The sequence below is a fragment of the Streptomyces sp. NPDC093984 genome, assembly GCF_044764595.1.
GTDB classification, from domain to species: domain Bacteria; phylum Actinomycetota; class Actinomycetes; order Streptomycetales; family Streptomycetaceae; genus Streptomyces; species Streptomyces cynarae.
The window spans coordinates 63,022-81,603 of the sequence record NZ_JBIWIM010000017.1 but is presented as its reverse complement, the minus strand read 5'-3'; the positions used below and the strand labels follow the sequence as shown (position 1 = coordinate 81,603).

At 68.3% G+C, this 18,582-nt stretch carries 22 protein-coding genes and 1 pseudogene; 13 read left to right on the top strand and 10 right to left on the bottom strand.

Going from position 1 to position 18,582, the window contains the following annotated elements:
• Positions 1-117: 117 nt before the first annotated feature.
• Positions 118-897, bottom strand: a complete 780-nt coding sequence (locus ACIRC0_RS35430) for a class I SAM-dependent methyltransferase (protein ID WP_403624881.1) — start codon at positions 895-897, stop codon at positions 118-120.
• Between the two features lie 136 nt (positions 898-1,033).
• Here ACIRC0_RS35430 and ACIRC0_RS35425 point away from each other — a divergent pair, with 136 nt between their 5' ends.
• The 11 genes from ACIRC0_RS35425 (at position 1,034) to ACIRC0_RS35375 (ending at position 7,766) form a co-directional block, all read left to right on the top strand.
• Entirely contained in the window at positions 1,034-1,342 is a 309-nt protein-coding gene (locus ACIRC0_RS35425) for a diguanylate cyclase domain-containing protein (RefSeq protein ID WP_403624908.1), read from the top strand.
• 163 nt (positions 1,343-1,505) lie between these two features.
• Positions 1,506-1,781, top strand: a complete 276-nt coding sequence (locus tag ACIRC0_RS35420) for a hypothetical protein (protein ID WP_403624878.1) — start codon at positions 1,506-1,508, stop codon at positions 1,779-1,781.
• A complete protein-coding gene (locus ACIRC0_RS35415; protein WP_403624875.1) occupies positions 1,778-2,056 on the top strand; it encodes a hypothetical protein in 279 nt (92 codons plus the stop codon). Before ACIRC0_RS35420 ends, ACIRC0_RS35415 begins: the two co-directional genes overlap by 4 nt.
• 207 nt (positions 2,057-2,263) lie before the next feature.
• A complete protein-coding gene (locus tag ACIRC0_RS35410) occupies positions 2,264-2,653 on the top strand; it encodes a hypothetical protein (protein ID WP_403624872.1) in 390 nt (129 codons plus the stop codon).
• A 105-nt stretch (positions 2,654-2,758) separates the two neighbouring features.
• Positions 2,759-2,968, top strand: coding sequence for a DUF2180 family protein (locus ACIRC0_RS35405; protein WP_403624869.1), 210 nt, complete (start codon positions 2,759-2,761; stop codon positions 2,966-2,968).
• A gap of 161 nt (positions 2,969-3,129) precedes the next feature.
• Positions 3,130-3,297, top strand: coding sequence for a hypothetical protein (locus tag ACIRC0_RS35400; RefSeq protein ID WP_403624866.1), 168 nt, complete (start codon positions 3,130-3,132; stop codon positions 3,295-3,297).
• 389 nt (positions 3,298-3,686) lie between these two features.
• The gene (locus tag ACIRC0_RS35395; RefSeq protein WP_403624862.1) at positions 3,687-4,241 is read left to right on the top strand and encodes an ATP-binding protein; all 555 of its coding nucleotides are present in this window, start codon (positions 3,687-3,689) and stop codon (positions 4,239-4,241) included.
• The gene (locus tag ACIRC0_RS35390; RefSeq protein WP_403624859.1) at positions 4,238-4,681 is read left to right on the top strand and encodes a Fur family transcriptional regulator; all 444 of its coding nucleotides are present in this window, start codon (positions 4,238-4,240) and stop codon (positions 4,679-4,681) included. Before ACIRC0_RS35395 ends, ACIRC0_RS35390 begins: the two co-directional genes overlap by 4 nt.
• 1,178 nt (positions 4,682-5,859) lie before the next feature.
• Entirely contained in the window at positions 5,860-6,045 is a 186-nt protein-coding gene (locus tag ACIRC0_RS35385; RefSeq protein ID WP_403624856.1) for a hypothetical protein, read from the top strand.
• 409 nt (positions 6,046-6,454) lie between these two features.
• Positions 6,455-7,084, top strand: coding sequence for a transposase family protein (locus tag ACIRC0_RS35380; protein ID WP_403624853.1), 630 nt, complete (start codon positions 6,455-6,457; stop codon positions 7,082-7,084).
• Between the two features lies 1 nt (position 7,085).
• Complete coding sequence (locus ACIRC0_RS35375) at positions 7,086-7,766, top strand: transposase (RefSeq protein WP_403624850.1); 681 nt, start codon at positions 7,086-7,088, stop codon at positions 7,764-7,766.
• Between the two features lie 135 nt (positions 7,767-7,901).
• Here the strand turns inward: ACIRC0_RS35375 and ACIRC0_RS35370 are convergent, their stop codons facing one another.
• Together ACIRC0_RS35370 and ACIRC0_RS35365 are read right to left on the bottom strand one after the other, a co-directional pair.
• Entirely contained in the window at positions 7,902-8,669 is a 768-nt protein-coding gene (locus tag ACIRC0_RS35370) for a hypothetical protein (RefSeq protein WP_403624847.1), read from the bottom strand.
• A gap of 547 nt (positions 8,670-9,216) precedes the next feature.
• Positions 9,217-9,467 (bottom strand): annotated as a pseudogene (locus ACIRC0_RS35365) (helix-turn-helix domain-containing protein); the annotation flags it as partial.
• Positions 9,468-9,643: 176 nt separating this feature from the next.
• On the opposite strand from ACIRC0_RS35365, the gene ACIRC0_RS35360 reads away from it, so the two are divergent.
• A complete protein-coding gene (locus ACIRC0_RS35360) occupies positions 9,644-9,988 on the top strand; it encodes a ricin-type beta-trefoil lectin domain protein (RefSeq protein ID WP_403624844.1) in 345 nt (114 codons plus the stop codon).
• Positions 9,989-10,566: 578 nt separating this feature from the next.
• A complete protein-coding gene (locus tag ACIRC0_RS35355) occupies positions 10,567-11,775 on the top strand; it encodes an IS256 family transposase (RefSeq protein WP_403624905.1) in 1,209 nt (402 codons plus the stop codon).
• 1,023 nt (positions 11,776-12,798) lie between these two features.
• On the opposite strand, the gene ACIRC0_RS35350 is transcribed toward ACIRC0_RS35355, so the two are convergent.
• The 7 genes from ACIRC0_RS35350 to ACIRC0_RS35320 form a co-directional block, all read right to left on the bottom strand.
• The gene (locus ACIRC0_RS35350) at positions 12,799-13,749 is read right to left on the bottom strand and encodes an ABC transporter substrate-binding protein (RefSeq protein WP_403624841.1); all 951 of its coding nucleotides are present in this window, start codon (positions 13,747-13,749) and stop codon (positions 12,799-12,801) included.
• Complete coding sequence (locus ACIRC0_RS35345; RefSeq protein WP_403624838.1) at positions 13,746-14,570, bottom strand: ABC transporter permease; 825 nt, start codon at positions 14,568-14,570, stop codon at positions 13,746-13,748. The genes ACIRC0_RS35350 and ACIRC0_RS35345 overlap by 4 nt, the downstream gene beginning before the upstream one ends.
• Positions 14,567-15,217: an ABC transporter permease gene (locus tag ACIRC0_RS35340; RefSeq protein ID WP_403624835.1), complete on the bottom strand. Its 651-nt coding sequence runs from the start codon at positions 15,215-15,217 to the stop codon at positions 14,567-14,569. The genes ACIRC0_RS35345 and ACIRC0_RS35340 overlap by 4 nt, the downstream gene beginning before the upstream one ends.
• A complete protein-coding gene (locus ACIRC0_RS35335; protein ID WP_403624832.1) occupies positions 15,214-16,380 on the bottom strand; it encodes an ABC transporter ATP-binding protein in 1,167 nt (388 codons plus the stop codon). The genes ACIRC0_RS35340 and ACIRC0_RS35335 overlap by 4 nt, the downstream gene beginning before the upstream one ends.
• Positions 16,381-16,444: 64 nt before the next feature.
• Complete coding sequence (locus tag ACIRC0_RS35330) at positions 16,445-16,774, bottom strand: SDR family oxidoreductase (RefSeq protein WP_403624902.1); 330 nt, start codon at positions 16,772-16,774, stop codon at positions 16,445-16,447.
• Between the two features lie 401 nt (positions 16,775-17,175).
• Entirely contained in the window at positions 17,176-18,036 is an 861-nt protein-coding gene (locus ACIRC0_RS35325; protein ID WP_403624829.1) for a DUF427 domain-containing protein, read from the bottom strand.
• A 64-nt stretch (positions 18,037-18,100) separates the two neighbouring features.
• The gene (locus ACIRC0_RS35320) at positions 18,101-18,523 is read right to left on the bottom strand and encodes an ATP-binding protein (protein ID WP_403624826.1); all 423 of its coding nucleotides are present in this window, start codon (positions 18,521-18,523) and stop codon (positions 18,101-18,103) included.
• Positions 18,524-18,582: the final 59 nt, after the last annotated feature.

The following is an 18,582-nucleotide window of genomic DNA, read 5'->3' as shown; positions in this document are numbered from 1 at the left end:
CCCATCCGCATACCTCACACACCAGGAGATACAACCAACCGCTCGGCATCACTTGGGACTTTGAGGCGGATCACCCTAACGAGCCGAAGTCAGTAGTTCAGGGGCAGGTCCCTGGCCTCACTGGGCGCGCCGTCCAACGCGGAGGACGCTCAGGTAACGGCGTGATGCCCGGTCGCCCATCCGCGTGCGGATCCGCTCGGCGACGGCGTCGAGCAAAGGCTCACGGACTTCGCGATCGAGTCTCCGGTACAGCGACAACGAGCGAAGGTGATCGGCAAAGCCGTCCCCGGTGAACCACTGAACGGTTGGATACCAGCGCACAATCGTTGGGCCAAACAATTCTCCGGGATCGTCGACCAGGCCCCAGCCCTCGTCGGTGCCGCGCACGTCTTCTTCGAGTGGCGGATGACCCCAATCAGGGTTCCCCGGGCAGAACCGCTCGTGGAGATCGGCGGTCTCGGCATACACCTCCGGTTCTTCCGGCCGGCGGACAACGACATGACCGAGCAGCGCCATCCAGCCTCCGGGATGGAGCATGTCGTGCGCTCGCTGCCAGCCAATCGACGGGTCAACCCAGTGCCACGACGACGCAGCCACGAGGACATCGAAACGTCGACCGCGGTTGTCCCACTCCTCAAACCTCGACGTCTCGACTTCGACGTTCCGGAAAGAGGCCATCCGCTGGCGAGCGAGTGCGGCCATATCTGCGCCCGGCTCGACGGCGGTCACTGAGCATCCGAGCGCTGCAAGCGAGCGCGTCGCCTGCCCGGTGCCGCAGCCCACCTCCAGCACCGACGACCGTTCGTCCATGCCCGTGATGGCGCAAAGGTCCGAGAACAACTCGTCCGGGTATCCCGGCCGGACCCGGTCGTAGAGCTCCGGCACCTCGTTGAACACTCGGCCGAGGTCGTGTCGATTTGGGCGCGTCTTCGGATCACCAGTCACGAACGCACAAGCTATGAGGCCGTCCACGGAAACGCCACTGGTTTACCGGCAGCTGCCGTGCTGCCGGTAGTTCAGAGAAGAGTTCGCGATCGTCCGGGAGCTGCCCGCCGCGCGCCGTGAGGTCCGCCTCGCGCAGCTGGTGCAGATGCTGCGTACGCCGGTCACCCTGGACGACGGCCAGGTGGTGGACGTCGCCGCCTCGGTCGGCGCCGCGACCGGCGACATCATCGGCACCCGCGACCTGTCCGCGTTGCAGCGCGCGGCCGATGCCGCCCTCTACGACGGCAAGCACTCCGGCCGCGCTCACCTCGCCACCGCCGCGCACGCCACGCTGCCGTCCGTCAACGGGCGCCGGGCCGGCCGCCTGGGCACGAGCCTGTGGGGGCGAGCCGCATGAGCATCACGACCCTGCCCAAGGGCGACTGGATCCGCGGCATCACGATCCGCCAGCCCTGGGCGACCTGCATCCTCGCCGGGAAGAATGCGGAGAACCGGCCCGTGCACTGGACGTGGCAAGGCTGGGTTCTGATCCACGCCGAAAGAAGAAGCCGGAGCCCGCCGTGCTGCGTGACCCGCTGGTCGCCACCGCGATCCGCGGCCGTGAACTGCACCTCGGTGCGGTCATCGGCGTCGCCCGCCTCACCGGCTGCCACCTGAACCAGGGGTCCGAGAAGTGCACCAGCGCCTGGGCGCAGCGCGGCGCGCACCACTTGGTCCTCGAGGACGTCCAGGAGCTCGCCCTGCCGGTGCCTGCGGTGGGCGCGCTTCCGGCCTGGAAGCCGACGCCGGACCTGCTGGCGCAGGTGTTCCAGCAGCTGCCCGACTTCCGGCCGTGACCCGCCCGCGAGGCAAGAAGCCGCTGTTCGAGCCGGGCTTGGTCCCGGCTCCCGGCGAACTCCTCATATGGCGCGACAGTCAGCACTTCGACCGCTGGCAGGACCGTCCCAGCGTGCTGTGCGACAAGCTCACGCCGATGCGCTCCCACTACGGGGAGCCCGTTCACAAGGCGTGCGCTGAGGACTGGTTCGCCGTGAACCCGGTTGAGGCCCGCCTCGGCGGGTTCGTCTCCGACGTCCAGTCCAAACGCCGGCGCGACGACGACCACGCCTGACCCCTCCACCTGGAGGCCCCCTTGAGCAGCACCAACCGCGACGTCGACCAAGCCCTCGCCTACCCCGAGCCGCCCGCTCATCCGCTGTGGCACCGCCACGGCGCGAAGGCCCCGGCCGCTCACGCCCGCCCAGCAGCGGCGCAACCTCGAGCTGCTGGACATCGCCCTGCGCAAGCCCCGCACCAGGGCCGCGTAGGAGGGCTGGTCATGTTCACCGACATGAAAGAGGCCCTCGCAGCCGAGGACCTCGAACGCACCCCGCTCGGCAGCGGCCAGAGCGCCGCCGCCTCCCTGGTAGTCGCCCACCACGCCCGCGACAAGGACGATCTCACCGACCTGCTGGGCGCGCTCGGTCGGCCCTGCGGCGAGGACGACCTCGTGCGCCTACTCCCGTACCTCACCACCCCCGACGACTCCCCGACCGGAGACACTATGCCCGCCGAAACCGTCAACGCCTTCACCGCCACCGCCGTCTCCATGCTGAACAACGGCGACAACGCCGGGCATGTCCTTTTCCCCTCTCGTATGTGGGCTGCTTCACTGCATCGCGCACTGGCCATAGAGTCGCGATCGAGTCTTAGTCTTGACAATGTCTAAACTGGAGCCTACTTTCAAGCTCCTTGAGTAGGTGTGTGCGGCCTGGGTGGGTTTGTTCGTGTTGGTCGGCCGCCACGCCCGGCCCCTACTGAATCGGAGTTGGACATGAGGTGCTACGACTGCCTCCAGGAGGCGCGCAGCGACACCATCGGTATCGGTGTGTGCTCGCGCTGCGGCTTGGCCACCTGCGAGAACCACGCCCGCGTACGTCAGGTACGCGTCACCCACCAGAACGGCCTGGGCGCTTCGCACGGTCGTATCCCGGCACGCAGGGTGGTATGCCACACCTGCGACATGGCCGAGACGGCGCACTGACCCACATGGCGCGCTTGTCGCACCGCGCCACCGGTCGCCGAATGCAGGCCGCCCGTCCGAGCATGCACTCTTGGCCGCCCGGACGCCGTCCCGGATCACTGGCGCGGCGTCCCGGCCTCAGCCGTGACCACGGCACCAACCCCCTGTAATGCCTCGCTGAGATGCGGGAGCAAGAAGGAGTCTGGGACAGCGCCGAGAACCTCTACCGGCAGGCCGCCGACTACGGCAGCGATGGCCTCTCCCCATGCGCGGGCGCCGTGCGGGCGCCCGCGAAGCTGTGGCCCTATGCCCTGGACCCAGACGGCACACCCATACGCCGGCGGCAATGATCCGCACGCCACTGCTACAGGTTGGCGGGAGGCCTATCTCGAGCGCATCGCCGAGGAAGCGGGCATAGGCTCCGGCACCCTCTACCGGAATTTCCCCAGGCGCTGACCGAGCCGCCTACCGTGACGAACTGGGCCGGCTGCCCGACGCCACCCCGGCCTCCTAGCGGTCACGCCGCCGCGTGCGGCGCTTCGCGCCTGGATGGGCGCTTCATCGACTACGCCACCGTGAAACCGGGGAGGAGGGGCCCTTCGCGCCGTCGTCGACCCCGGCGCGAGCGAAGGGCTACTTGAATAGCCCACTAAAAGAGAGCCTCTCCATTCTCTTGACCGACTCCAGAAAAGGCGTAGCGTCATGGAGGACATCTCGGCACGACCCCGAAGGGGGAGCCATGGACAGCACAGTTCCTCAAGACACCCGCCCGGGGGGACCGTTGGCCAGCGCGGCTCTCCCCGCCCCCCAGCACTCGGCGCCGCCCCTTTCGCCAGGCGCATCTCTGGCCACGAACTGCCTGGAGTCGTTCGCCGGCGGACCGTGGGCACTGCCCTGGTCGCCGACCGCGTGCGCCCTGGCGAGGGCCGCCATACGCGAGGTGCTGCCCCAATGGAATCTGTGTGACCTCGTCTCGACCGCCGAGCTGCTGGTCAGCGAGCTTGTATGCAATGCACTGCGTCATGCTTCCGGTCCGCTGCGTCTGACGCTGGAGCGGGTGTCCTTTGTGCGCTGTCTGGTCAGCGACGGCTCTTCGGAGCCTCCACTGCGGACCGACGCCGGCTCCGATGACGAGCACGGCCGCGGACTCACCCTGGTGGACACCCTGGCAGCACGGTGGGGCTTTGAGCCCGGGCCCGTCGGCAAGACCGTGTGGTTCGAGCTCTCCACGGACACCGCCCCGGAGGGTGACGAGGCGGCCCCGGAGGACGACAGGGAGTACAAGGCAGAATGACAACGACCGCCGCAGAGGAACCCATGGAGCTGGCCGCGGCACGGCTACGCAAGGCGGGCATGCGGGTGACCGCTGCGCGCATGGCCGTACTGATGGCCGTCTCGGAGTCGGCAGGTCATCTCGATGCCGACACCCTGCGTGAGCGCGCCCAGCGGGTCACCGGCGGTCTGTCCCTGCAGGCCACCTACAACGTGCTGCGTGCGCTCACCGACGCCGGCCTGGTCAGGTGCACTCAGATTGCCGGACACCCAGCCCGCTACGAGGCCGAGAACCACGACAATCACCACCACTTCGTGTGCCGCAGTTGCGGAGCCATCCGTGACGTGGAGTGCGCGGTGGGCGCGGCACCCTGCATGCAGCCTCAGTTGCCGAAGGAGTACGCCGTCCAGGAGGCCGCAGTGACGTTCTGGGGCGTGTGCCCCGACTGCCAGGTCACGTGACGACGTACCCTGGCCGGCCGAAGACTGCCTGGTGACCGCCTATAGGTACGGCACCCTCCCGGGCATCTCCCGGGAGAAGCCCAACACCAACCCCATTACGAGCCTGGCCAGGGCCCGCACCATCGCCCGCTCTCACGGCGTCACAAACGACGATCTCACCCACGCCCGCGCCATCCCAGTCCGAATCCTGTTCGGCTCCTGGGACCCGGAGGAGACCGGCGGCCCCGAGCGCCTCATTGCCGCCCACCGCCCCTCCGCCGACCAGGTCACCCGTACGGCGTTCGCCTTCCTGCACAGCCTGCCCCTCCGACCGGCCCTGGCCGTCAGCGCCGGCGGAGTTCCTCCGGACCAGTCCCGGGGCCGATCCCCGAGGACCAGGTTGTCGCCGCGGCCCACGGTCTGCAGCAGCTGGGCGCACACGGCCGCTTCGGCGGAGAAGCCCGTCGGACTGCCCATGTTCGGAAAGACGGTGCAGAGTCCGGCGCGCTGCCCCATCCCTCCCAGTCCAAAAGCCGCGCAAGGGCGACGCGATGAGGTTCACCCAGTGCACGTCGCAGTGGGTGGTGGTCCAGCAGGTAACGGTGGGGGCCGGGATGCCCACGAACGGGCGATCGCCCGGTCAATGTACTGCGCACCGAACACGCTCAGGCGCGCACCGGGACCCTGGCGCGGGGCCGGGCTGGTGCGGCTGGTACGCACGTCGTTCGGTTCATCCCCGGCGGCGCCTGCGGGAGCGCCGCGGGCTGCCACGGCGGTTTCGGCCGGCCGGTGGGGTACTGCCTCGTTCCGGCGACGGCGCTGGGGCGGCTTCGGAGGCGGGAACGCCGCCTGGCGCCGCCGGATCTCCTCAACGAGGTGCTGGATCTGTCGCGGTCGCTCCGGCGAGAGCCCCGGCCGGGTTGGGTCCATCACGAGGCCTCCGTACTCAAGCGGTTCTCCCCGCACCCTCGCTGCCGCCGCCTGCTCATGGGCCTGCCCGCTGGTCGCGTCCCGACGGCTGGCCCGCGACTTCGTTCCCCGTCCCGCAGGACGGATCCCACCGCTCTGCTCCTGGGGGTCAGCCGCTGACCCTGTCCACGGCCCTGTCCGTACTCGGGGCCGGGCTGCTGGTGCTGCTGGATACCCGGGTCGGCGGCCGGGACATCCTGCGCACTCGGTGTACTGCCAGCGGCGGCCTGGTGCGCACGCTGTTTGGCGTCCTTGCGCAGCGCGGCGAGCCGCTGCCCAGCGCGCGCGAGGCGGCTGAGCTGGTCGGCGGTCAGCTCCAGGGCCTCCAGGTCAGTGCGCAGCGCGGCGACGTCGACGACGCCGACAGGGCCGGCTTTCTTCCGTACGGGCTGCTCCTCCTGGCCGAAGAGGAGTAGCTGCTCGGGCGTCGCCGCTGCTGGTGTGCAAAGACGTCGTACGGGTCACGGCCCGCACGACGGGCGGTGCGCAAGATATCAGTTCGACAGCAGCTCGACCCCGGCACGGAGCCTCCCGCGCCAGTCGAGTGCTCGAACATCAGCCCACAGAGGCGTGCGCGGCCACAACTCGCTCCTAAAGTGGTGAACGCTCGACCCACCGCTGGAAGCCAGCGCAGGCCACCAGTGCGCTGTCGTCTTCGGTGAAGTAGATCAAAGGGGGTCTTCGAACTTGAGCGGTGTGTCGTCCTGAGCGGCTGACTGGCTGTCACGTTGGGTGAGGGCAGGGGTGGCCCCGGCAGCAGGACGCCCGTGGTCGTGAGTGATCATTTCTATTCTCGACACAGAACGATCATGAGGAACCACGGGCTTGGACAACGATACGACGTTGCTGCTCGACCTTGACGGCCTGGCCGTCGTGCGGGTGGAGCGGCTGGAGGACGGCGCCCGGCGGGTGTACCTGGCCACCGCCGATGAGCAGGCGCGGGCCTGCCCCGCGTGCGGGGTGTTCGCCACGCGGGTGAAGGGCTGGGGGGTCACCCGGCCACGTGACCTGCCCTGCGGGGAGCGGGGGCTGGAGCTGGTATGGCGTAAACGCCGCTGGTACTGCGCCCAACCGGGTTGTGCGCGCCGGTCGTTCACCGAGCAGGTTCGCCAGGTCCCGGCCGGTGCGAGGATCACCACCCGGCTGCGGCAGGCGGCCGGGAGGCGGGTGCGGGATGCCGGATCCACGGTCGTGCAGGCCGGCCGGGACCTGGGCCTGTCGTGGCCGACGGTGATGGACGCCTTCCGGCACGTCGCGCAGGAGGTGATGACCGCCCCTCCCGGGCCGGTGAGGGTGCTGGGGATCGACGAGACCCGCCGAGGTCGCATGCAGTGGCGCCAGGATCCGGGCACCGGCCGGTGGGAGCCGACGGCGGGCCGCTGGCACACCGGCTTCGTGGACGCAACCGGGATCCAGGGCCTGCTGGGCCAGGTCGAAGGCCGCGCCCCCCAGTGACGTGCTGGCCTGGCTGGCAACCACCCCCAAGCCCTGGCGTGAGCAGATCGCTTACGTCGCCATCGACATGTCTCCTGGCTACCGGGCCGCCGTGCGTACCGGACTGCCCCACGCCACCGTGGTAGTCGACCACTTCTACGTCGTCCAGCTGGCGAACAAGATGCTCAACCTGGTGCGCCGCCACACCACCGCCACCCTGCGCGGCCGGCGTGGACGGGCCGGCGACCCGGAATGGAGGGCCCGGCGCCGCCTGCTGCGCAACCGCGAAGACCTCACCGACACCCAGTTCAGCACGATGTGGAACCAGCTCATCGGCACCGGCGACATCGGCATGACGCTGCTGACCGCGTGGATCGCCAAGGAGAAGCTGCGTGACCTGCTTGCGCGCGCCCGCACCACCGACCGGCACCGAACCGGCCACCTGCGCTGGAAGTTCCTCACCTGGTGCGCCGACTGCGACATCCCCGAAGTCCGCACCCGCGCCCGCACCATCGACCGCTGGTGGCCCGAGATCCAAGCGTTCATCGCCACCGGCCACAGCAACGCCAAGAGCGAAGGCATCAACCGCATGATCAAGCTCGCCGCGCGAGCCGCCCACGGCTTCCGCAACCCCACCAACCAACGCATACGCACACGCTGCGTCACCACCCGCCGAGCCCGAGGCCACCTCCACCCGGCCTAAATTCGAAAGACTCCGCAAACCTTGCCGCCGGAATTTGTCGTTCGAGGCCCGGCGGCAAGGTATGCGTTTGAGAATCGCTCTGGCGTTCGCCTCTATGCGCGGACGGAGTGCACCGTCGTGTCGCGCGTATTGCGGCTAGATGCTTGATCCGCCGCCGGAGGTGTTGCTCCACCAGGCGCTGTAGGAGTTCAGCGAGTACCGCTTCTGCACGCCGCTGGTCGAGGAGATCTCGATGCCGAACTGCATCGTGTCGAAGGTGGTGTTGCGCAGGAGGTTCTGCGACGCGGCCCATCGCCAGACCGCCGAGGCGTCGACGGTGCCGGTGTTGCTCTGCTGGGCGGGGATGAACTGCAGGACGTTCCAGCCGGGATCGGCCTGCCAGACCGACGCGTACCGGACGCCGCCGACGGTCACGTTGGACGCGACCTGCCTTCCCCAGCCGCCTAGCGGTCCCGGGTTCCAGCTGGTGAAGACCATGATCTCGTCCTGGTTGCTGGTGGACCAGAGGTCGGCCGTCCAGCCCCAGTTGTCACCGCCGGCGGCGGGAGCCGACGACGTGTTGTACCAGAAGCCCGCCGAGTTCAACTGCGACAGCGGCGTCTGGGGCCGGACCGAGGTGTTCGAGTAGGACTTGACCCCGCCGCCGGAGTGGTTCGCATCGACGTACCAGGACTTGATGCTGTCGACGGTCAGGCACTGCGGGCCGTGGTTGTCGCCCCAGAGGTTGTTGTGGATCGTCCAGGTGCCCTGGGTGTACTGACCGTACCGCTCGCAGGTGGAGTACACCGCTGCCTGCGCCGGAGACGCGAAGCTCAGGAACCCGGCGATCACGGCGACGATCAGGGCCAGCCGACCGAACCCGGCCGACCTGCTGCTGATGGATTTACGGGCTTGCCATCTCATGTGTCCCTCCAAGGACGGCGATGGGTTGTCCCCCCGGTCTGATGGCGGACTCTGGCGCCGCGAGGTGTCGCTCGCCGACGAGTCCGGGCTCGGGACGGCGCGACTCAGCTCCGTCCGAGGTGTTTGCGCAGTCAGCCGACTGATCGGCTTGATGGCCGGCCCTGGGCGAAGTGGCTCCTTCCCCTGCCTCGCAGTGGGAGTCCCCGTCGAAAGCGGGGCGGCCGAGACGGTTCGTTCAGCTGACGTGTTGACACCTTCACTCCGTTCGCATGCGGTGCTGCTCGCGATGGTGGGTGGCTCGTGTCGTCGAGGTGGCGCGCTCAAGAACTGCGGGAACGGTGCTCGGTCCCCCTTGCTTTCAAGCACCGGGCTTGCCAAACGCAGGTGCAAAGCGTCGAAGCGCTTGCGTCTGCGTGGACAGTAATAATGGGGCATCTGAACAGCAAGGCTCTGCGCAGAAATGCACATTTCTTTCACCGGCGGACATCACTGTCGAAGCGCTTCGAGCAGCATCGGCCGCGCCCGCCACCTGGCCTTCACGGAACCGCTACTGGCCCTGGTGGATGTGGCGGAAGGTGTCGGGGCAGGTGCCGATGTGACGGGTGAAGAACTTCCCGAAGTTGGTGGGGTCGGAAAACTCAGACGGCGGGCGATGGTCGCCACCGGCTCATCCCCCGCCGGTAACCGCTGCACCTCTAACGCGACATGGGCATCGACCACATGCTTCACCGGCTGTCCGGTGGCAGCCATGCACGCACGGGTCAGGGTCTTGAGCGTGTAACCCAGACGGTGCGCGTGCGACCGGTCGTCCCCGCCGCACATACCGCTGCACCTGTGCAGATCACCATCATCGGTGCCCGTAACATGGCCTGGGGCATCGCCACACGGGCCCCGGTGGGCGGGCACACAGTGACCGTCACCGCCAAGGTCCCGCCAAAGCCGCGCGACTCGCCGGCGAGCTGGGCGCGCACGCCATGAACCCGCCCACCAACGCCGCCACCGGATACGGCGACGGCATGACCCTGAGTCGTGTCCCGGCCTCGCCCACCTACAGCGCCCTGGTCAACGCGGCCTCCAGCAGCTGCCTGGAGATCTACGGCGGCGGCACGGCCGCGGGCTCGGCCTCGGAGGTCCGGACCTGCAACGGCGCCAACAACCAGCAGTTTGCCCGCGCCTCCAACAGGGAACTCCAGGTCTACACAGGCTTGCTCACCATGTGCCTCGACTCCAACGGCGTGACGAGTCCGGGCTCCGCTGTGGTGATCGAGAACTGCACCGTCGCATCGGTATCGTTGTCCAAGCCCGTGGTTCCTAAATGATCGTTCTGTGTCGAGAACAGAAATGATCACTCACGACCACGGGCGTCCTGCCACCAGGGCCGCCCCTACCACCCCTGACACTCACCCAACGTGACAGCCGGTCAGCCTCTCAGTACCAACGCACCGCTCAACTTCTAACTGGCCGTTCTCTATCCGGTCGTGCGCTCGGTCTGGTTCGAACGGGGTCCTGGATCGAGTGACTTGTGGGCTGGTGGGGCATAGAGGAAGGGCCTCTTGGTAGCTCGCGGTTGTCGAGTCCAGCGAGAAGCAAGAGGCCCTGTTGTCGAAGTGTCGCGTGGTCGTGGTTGCCGGGTCCAGTCCGTCCACTCCTGGGTGTGACTGTCTCGCCCATCGGTTCGGGAATGCGGCTGACCGGCCAGAGCGCCGACCGCGGTACGGCTCAGACATAAGCGATGCGGAGTGGGCGTCGGTGGGGAGTGTAAATCTAACGGCGGATCCGACGATCATGGGAGAGACGTCAAGTGACTGATACCGCCGTGGAGTTGGAGACCGTGGAGCCTGTCGAGAGTGCCCAGTTGGGGCAGCCTGTGACCGTGTCCGACGAGCAGCTCGTCGCGATGCTGGTGGAGCGTGCCCGGTCGGAGGGGCTGCAGCTGACCGGGGAGGGAGGTCTGTTGCAGCAGCTGACGAAGCGGGTGCTGGAGTCCGCCCTGGAGGGCGAGATCACCGACCACGTCGGCTATGACAAGCACGACGCGGCCGGCAGGAACAGCGGCAACAGCCGGAACGGCACCCGGGCCAAGACGGTACTGACCGACGTCGGCCCGGTCGAGGTGAAGGTGCCCCGCGACACCGCCGGCACCTTCGAGCCGCAGATCGTCCGCAAGCGGCAGCGCCGTCTGACCGGCGTGGACGAGATGGTGCTTTCCCTGTCCGCCAAGGGCCTCACGCACGGGGAGATATCGGCTCATCTGGCCGAGGTGTACGGGGCGGAGGTGTCCAAGCAGACCATCACCACGATCACGGACAAGGTGATGGAGGGCATGGCAGAATGGCAGGCCCGCCCGCTGGACCGCGTCTACCCCGTCGTCTTCGTGGACGCCATCAACGTGAAGATTCGCGATGGCAAGGTCGCCAACCGGCCCATCTACGTTGCGATGGCCGTCACGGTCGAGGGCACCCGGGACATTCTCGGGATCTGGGCCGGTGACGGCGGCGAGGGCGCCAAGCACTGGCTCCAGGTCTTCACCGAGCTGAAGAATCGCGGAGTTGAAGATGTCCTCATGCTCGTCTGCGACGGGCTGAAGGGCCTGCCGGACGCGGTCGAGACGGTCTGGCCCCGCACGGTCGTCCAAACGTGCATCGTTCACTTGATTCGCAACAGCATCCGCTACTGCGCCCGCCAGGACTGGGACAAGGTCGCCAAGGACCTCAAGCCCGTATACACCGCGCCGAGCGAGGCCGCCGCCACCGAATGGTTCCTGGAGTTCTCCGAGAAGTGGGGCGCCAAGTATCCGGCCGTGATCAAGCTGTGGTCCGACGCCTGGGCCGAGATGGTGCCCTTCTTGTCCTTCGACGTCGAGATCCGCAAGGTCATCTGCAGCACGAACGCGATTGAGAGTGTGAACGCCCGGATCCGCAAGGCGGTTCGGGCCCGCGGCCACTTCCCCTCGGAGGCCGCCGCGTTGAAGTGCGTCTACATGGCACTGATGAGCCTGGACTCGACCGGCAAGGGCCGCCGCCGCTGGACGATGCGTTGGAAGGCACCCCTGAACGCCTTCCAGATCGCCTTCGATGGCCGCCTGACCCCCACCGACCATCGATAACCCAACAACCAAGATCAGCCGTTAAGTTGACACACCCCGCCGAAGCCCTGGGGGCGAAGGCGGCTGAGTTCTGGCGGATGTGCTCAAGATGGTCAAGGTCGACGGTGCTGGCCCAGTCGTGAGTGGTGTTGCGCCAGGAAGCCCTTGGTGTGTCCATCTGAGAAGTATGCGGGACCGTGATCACGGGCTAACGACGGGTGTCAGCGAGAGTATTCGGGCGCGATCTCCCGTTTCTTGACCGATTCGTGCAACCGCCGAGCTGCGGTTCGTTCCCAGGTTCTCAAGCTCGCCGGGCAGGGCATCGGCACATGCCCAGTAGTTCGGAGAAGCCAGGTCGAGTACCAGGTCGGCTCACCTTTGGGGCGGTCAAGGTCAGCGCCTTCCTGCGGAACCCGACCCAGGCCATCGCCGGCGGGCCGGAGAGGAGCGTGCAGTGCTTACAGGAGCACAGGTGGGGGTCGTCCGGGGCACCGGTCACCTCGTAGGCGATGTCGCCGCACTGGCAGCAACCGGTCCGCAGTTCCGGTGCGGCGGTCGGTTCGGTCACTCGAACATCTCCCTTGATGCAGAACGCGGTTGGCAGCCCCAGTGTGCTACCGGGAGGGGACCGCGTGCAGTGCTTCGTTCGGCAGCGCCTCACTGAAAACGAGCCGCTGCGACAGCGGGTACGCCCGGGCCGTGGCAGCTGCTGCTTGTTGGCGGCTCTTCGCGCGGTCTGAACGCGGACAAGGCGCGCCGGCTCCAGGGGCGGCGCCACTCCGATCGAGCGGCGCGCGTCGACTTCCTGAGATGGCCCGTTATCAGCGCTCACAAGGGGGAGGTGAGGTTGCGTGATTGGTCTACCAGGGTGGACTGGGGGAGAGGGATGGTGCCGATTTCGGAATGGTGCTCGCGGCTGATGTGCGGGTGGATCTGTTCCATGCAGGGCGGGGTGAGCAGGGGGGCGGTGGAGCGGTCACCGCACAGGAAGGCGGGTTCGAAGTGCTGGCGCAAGAGCTGGTTGGCAGGGATGTGGGTCGTGATTCAGGCCAGCCCGTTGGCGGAGAGCCACTTGTGGGCGACGCTGTCCGGGTCGGCACCCTTGGCGACCTGTGCGTCGAGTTCGCCGAGGACGGCTGTGGTGAGCTTGGCCGAGACAGCGTTGCAAGCGTCGGCCATGGGCTGGGTCAGGACGTCCTGCTTGAACAGGGGCACGACGTTCTGGGCGGCGAAGAGGTTGTGCGGGTCCTTGAGGGACACGAAGCCGTAGCGGGAGATGGCCGGGTCGGTGGAGAAGATGTCGGCGGCGTCGACGGTGCCGTTGCGCAGTGCCGTCTGGGTGATCGTTCCGGTCGGGGCGAGCGCGACGAACTGCTTGAAGGTGACGCCATACGCCTTCTTCAGCCCGGGTACGCCGTAGGCGACGGTCAGCAGGGGCTGAGGGGCTCCGAGTCTGAGCCGGCCTGCGACGCGCTGCAGATCCCCGATGCTGCGCAGGTGGTACTTGTCGGCGGTGGCCTTGGTGACGGTGATGGTGTCGGCGTCCTGTGCGGGTGCGTAGTTGGTGACCGTCAGGCCCTGTGTCTGGGCGTTGCGCCGCAGTTGGGAGTAGATGTCCTGCGGGCTGGTGGCCTTCTGCCCGGGGGCCAGGTAGGTGAGGATGGCTCCGGTGTATTCGGGGACCGCGCCGATTGAGCCTTCTTTGAGGGCACTCATGTAGGCGGCGCGCTCGCCGATGTTCGTGTGGATCTGCACGGCGACGCCGCGGGCCTTCATCGCGTCGGCGTAGAGGTGGGCCAGTAGTTCCGATTCGGGGAAGGCGGCCGATCCCACGATGACCTTCCCCGGGGCGGCCGGGAGAGGGGCTGCTGCCTGGGAGGAGCCGGTGGCGGCTTGTCGCGGAGTGCTGGTCTGGGAGGAGGAGCCAGGGGCTCCGCATGCGCCAGCGGCGAGTGCGGTGGCCAGGACGAGTGCTGCGGGCAGGATGCGCCTCATGAGAGTTCCTTTGAGGTGACGGGGACGTGGTTCGGCCGGGGGCGCGTTGTTCGGTGGATGCGGGTTGGGGCGAGTCCGGGTGAGGTGGCCTTGCGCTGCGCCAGGGCGAGGAGGGCGTCGGCGGCGATGGCAAGGACGGCGACGGTGATGCCGGCGGCGAGCATGGCGGGGTAGCCGTAGCGGGGGTCGGCGAGATCTTGCTGGCCGTCGACTATCAATCGTCCCAGTCCGCCCACGAGTGGCGCGTAGGCGGCGACGGTCAGGGTGGCGATGACCTGGAGGGTGGCGCTGCGGATTCCTGCGATGATCAGCGGTGCCGCAGTGGGCAGTTCGACCTTGAGGACGATCTGGAGGGGGGTCATGCCGCAGCCTCGGGCTGCGTCGCGGACGGCGGGGTCGAGGGCCTGGATGCCGGCGTAGGTGCTGGTGAGGATCTGCGGTACGGCGATCAGGACCAGGATCAGGGCCGCAGGGACGAAGTAGGGGACGCTGCCCGGGGCAAGGATGCCGCGCAGGCCGCCTTGGACGTGAATGTGCGGGGACAGGACCACGACCAGGAGGATGAGCAGTCCAAGAGCCGGTACGGCGCGAAGGGCGTTGGCGACTCCGGCGACCAGCAGGGTGCCGCGGCCCGTGTGGCCGATCACCAGGCCCGCGGGCAGGGCGATCACGGCTGCCAGGGTGAGAACGATCAGGGTGTAGACGATGTGCTGGCGGGCGTCGGCGAGAAGCCCGCCCGGGCCCCACCAGTTCACGGGGTCGTTGAACCAGATGAGGACGCGGCCGGGACCGGGCAGCCCGTTGTCGAGGGCGAGGTTCATCGGGTCACCGCCCGCCAGGGGGTCAGCAGTCGGATGGCCGCAAGGAGGGCCAGGTCGAAGAGGAGGGCGAAGGCGGCGAAGGACACAAGGCCCAGCACGATGGGGGGCAGCGAGCTGGTGTTGTTGCCGGCGAGGAAGAGCTGTCCGAGCTGGGCGGTGCCGATCATGGAGGCGACGGAGACGAGGCTGACGTTGGAGACGGCCGCGACCCTCACTCCGGCGCCGATGACAGGCAGCGCGAGTGGCAGCTGAATGGACAGCAGGCGTTGCCGGGTGGTGTGGCCCATGGCGGTGGCCGTGGACAGGATCGGTTCCGGGACGGAGTCCAGGCCATCGAGGACGCTGCGCACGAGCAGGGCGAATGTGTAAAGAGTCAGGGCGGTCACAACGTTGAAGGGGGAGAGGATCCTGGTGCCGAGCATTTCGGGGATGACCAGGAACATGACCAGGGAGGGGATCGTGTAGAGCACGCCCAGGCCCGAGGTCAGCGGGGTGCGGACGGCTTGGTGGCGGTGGGCGAGCCATCCGCAGGGCACGGCGAGGGCGAGGCCTGTCATGACGGGGAGCGCGGCCAGCCATACGGTGGTCCGGGCCCAGCCGAGGATTTGGTCCTGGTGGGCGGTGAAGTAGGTCCAGAGCTGGTTCATGGCTGTGCCTTCGGTGCGGTGGTGCCAGCGGCGGAAGGCTGGAGCACGACAGCGTGCAGGCGGGCGGACCGGCTCTCAACGCGGGCTAGGACGTGGGAGGCGGTGACGGTTCCGGCCAGCTGTCCGTTCTCGTGGACGATCACTCCGCGTCCGCTCGGTGAGGACAGGGCCGCGTCCAGGGCCTCGCGAAGCGTGCCGTGGGCGGTGGCGAGCGTGCCGCCCAGGTTCAGCAGTTCCACGGTGACCGTGCTGGTGGCCTGGCTGTCGGTCAGGGTGGTCGCGGCCAGCCATCCTTGGGGGGCATCGTGGTCGTCGAGGACGAGGACCCAGCCGTCAGTCTGCCGGTCGCGGGCCAGGGTGAGGGGGTCGCCGAGCCGGACGGTGGCTTCGTCACGCAGCGGAAGGGGGCTGGCCTGGGCGAAGGTTAGGGCGCGGTAGCCGCGGTCGCGGCCGAGGAACGAGGCGACGAAGGGGTTCGCGGGCCGTGACAGAAGTTCGGCCGGGCTACCAGCTTGGGCGAGAGTTCCGCCGGTGGCCAGGACGGCGACCTTGTCCCCGAGTTTTATCGCCTCGTCGATGTCGTGGGTGACGAAGACGATCGTCTTGCCGAGGTCGTGCTGGAGACGGACGAACTCGTTCTGGAGCTGTTCGCGGACCACCGGGTCGAGGGCGCTGAAGGGTTCGTCCATGAGCAGCACCGGCGGGTCGGCGGCCAGCGCCCGGGCGACGCCGACGCGCTGCTGCTGGCCGCCTGAGAGCTGGCTGGGGTAGCGGTCGGCCAGGTCGGCAGGGAGGCCCACCAGGTCGAGCAACTCGAGGGCGCGGGAGCGGGCCTGACGTCGGGTGTGGCCGGTGAGGACGGGCACGGTGGCGATGTTGTCCAGGACGGTCTTGTGGGGGAAAAGCCCGGCCTGCTGGATGACGTAGCCGATGCCTCGGCGCAGCCTGTGGGGGGCGATGGTGGCGGTGTCGCGGTCGTCGAGCCACACCCGCCCGGAGGTGGGTTCGACCATGCGGTTGACCATTCGCAGCGAAGTGGTCTTGCCGCAGCCGGAAGGGCCGACGAGCACGGTTGTCTCGCCTGTGGCCGCCTCCAGGGTGAGGGCGTTCACGGCGACTGTCCCGTCGGGGTAGGTCTTGGTCACCGCATCGAACCGGATCATCGTGCATCTCCTCGGGTGCACCGCTTCGCGGGGCAGGGGGGTGTGTCGTTGGGTTGTGGCCGTGTCAGTGGGTGGGCCGTGCCGCATTACTCGGCTCGCCGAATGCGTCCCAAGCGCCGGTGTCGACCGTGCAGGGCGAGACGACGTTGATGGTGGATGGTGCCGGTGCCACGGCCAGGGAGCGTACGAGGGTGTTGATAGCGCCGTTGGTCGCGGCGACCGCGAGGAAGCCGGGGTCGGGTTCGAGCGCGGCCGCCCCGGAGAGCAGGACGAGGGAGCCACCCGGAGGCATGGTGGGCGCGAAGTGCTTGGCCAGCATGATCGGCCCGACGACCTTGGTATGGAACGACTTGAGGACTCGCATCGGGTTCCAGTTCGGCGACGGCTCCGCCAGCCCGGGCGGAGGCGGCAGCGATCACATGGTCGACGGCGCCCGTTTCCGCCGCCAGGGCCTTGATCGGCCCCTCGTCGGTGAGGTCGACCCTGGCGACAGGGACGCCGGTTGCCGGTAGCCCTCCTGCAGGACTGCCCGGTTGCGGTCGGCCGCCATGGGCTGGGCACCCTCCTTCAGGGCAGCGTCACTCACCACCAGAGTGATTCCGCGGGCCGCGACCCACCACGAGAACCGCCTTGTCCCGCAGGGTTCCTGACACGTAAATCCTTCCTTGTGATCAATCCGTCCCGAGGCTAAGTCGCACCGGCTTTTGTTCCGAACGGTTCTGGCATGCGTCTTTTTGCGCGTGATCCCAGGTTTTTCGCATACCAGGAACAGAGGAGGACAGGCGCTCGTGGGGGTCAGTGGGCTTTGACCTCGTCGACGTCCAGGCCGCGGTCGACGCCGTGGGGGACGACTGTCTGCCCGGGCTCGAGGTGCAGGCGCTTGCCGTCGAGATAGACCTCGACCTTGTCCGCTTCGAAGGACACCAGGTCGCTGATCCGGTCGACCTCCCGGTAGGCGTTGCGGTACGACCATGCGGCGCGGTGCACGTCGCCGATGTCGTAGTAGTCGCACAGACCCTTGTAAGGACAGAAGGTCTGGCCTTCGACGGGGCGCAACTGGGTCTCGTCGATGTCGGCGCGGGGGACGTACCAGCGCGGGGCGAAGCCGGATTCGTAGAGCACGACGGGGCGTTCGGAGCGGGCCACCACGGTGTCGCCGAGACGGGCCTCCAGGGTGCGGGAGGTGTTGCGGATGTCGATGCGGTGGTAGGGGTCCGCTGCATGTCCGAGGATGCGTTCGTCTTCTTCGTAGAAGGCGTCCATGGCGCGCCAGGCGAAGGCGATGCGGCCCTGGAGTTCGGTGGCGTGCTCGGGCAGTGCGGTGAACTCCCAGGCGGCGCGTTCGGTGGTGCGGTCGCCGGCGTGCACCGCGTACCAGGTGGTGTCGCCCAGGTCCTTGTGGTGGGTGACCTTGCCGCTGGCGACCAGGGCCTGGTCGTCGATGTCCTCGAGGGGGAAGTAGGCGACGGGGTAGCGGCCCGGTTCGTGCAGCAGGATGACGTTCTCGCTGTCGGCGATCCACGTGTCGTTGAACTTCACGCGCATGCGCCGGCGCAGCCGCTCGGCGAACAGGAGACGCTCGGGCAGCGGTTCGGGGGTGAGGAAGTGTCCGATCGCGCCGGAGGAGAGAGGGCCTTGCTGCCAGGACAGTCCCATGGCGGGTTCCTTCCGGTAGCGGGGTGCCGGTGGCCGCACCCCGGGCTGGTTGTCTTCTTGACGGTCAGGGCGTGCAGGAGCAGCGGGAGGTGCGGGCCTCGGGCCGGCGGAAGCAGGTCCAGACGGCCTTGCCCTCGCCGGTCAGGGCACGGACTCCCCAGTCGTCGCAGAGCTCCTGGACGATGCGCATGCCTCGCCCGGATTCCTCGCTCAGTGAGGCGGGCGGGATGCGGACCCGGGAGTGGCGGGCGCTGTCGTGGACCTCGACGTGCAGGCAGTGCGGGTGCCGGATGAGGCGGAGCAGGTAGTCGCGGCCATCCGGGCTGCCGTGCTGGACGGCGTTGCCGGCCAGCTCCGAGACGCAGGCCCGGACGTCGTCGCGGCGTCGGCACCCGCCCCAGGTGTCGAGGGCCCGCATCGCGAAGTCCCGAGCAGTGCTCACGGTCTGCGGAGTGGCGCTGAAGGCGTGTTGAGCGAGGTGTTGCATGGCGGGTCCTTTGCCGGCTGCGGCGGGAGGGGGTGACCGCGGCCGCCGCAACCGCCTCG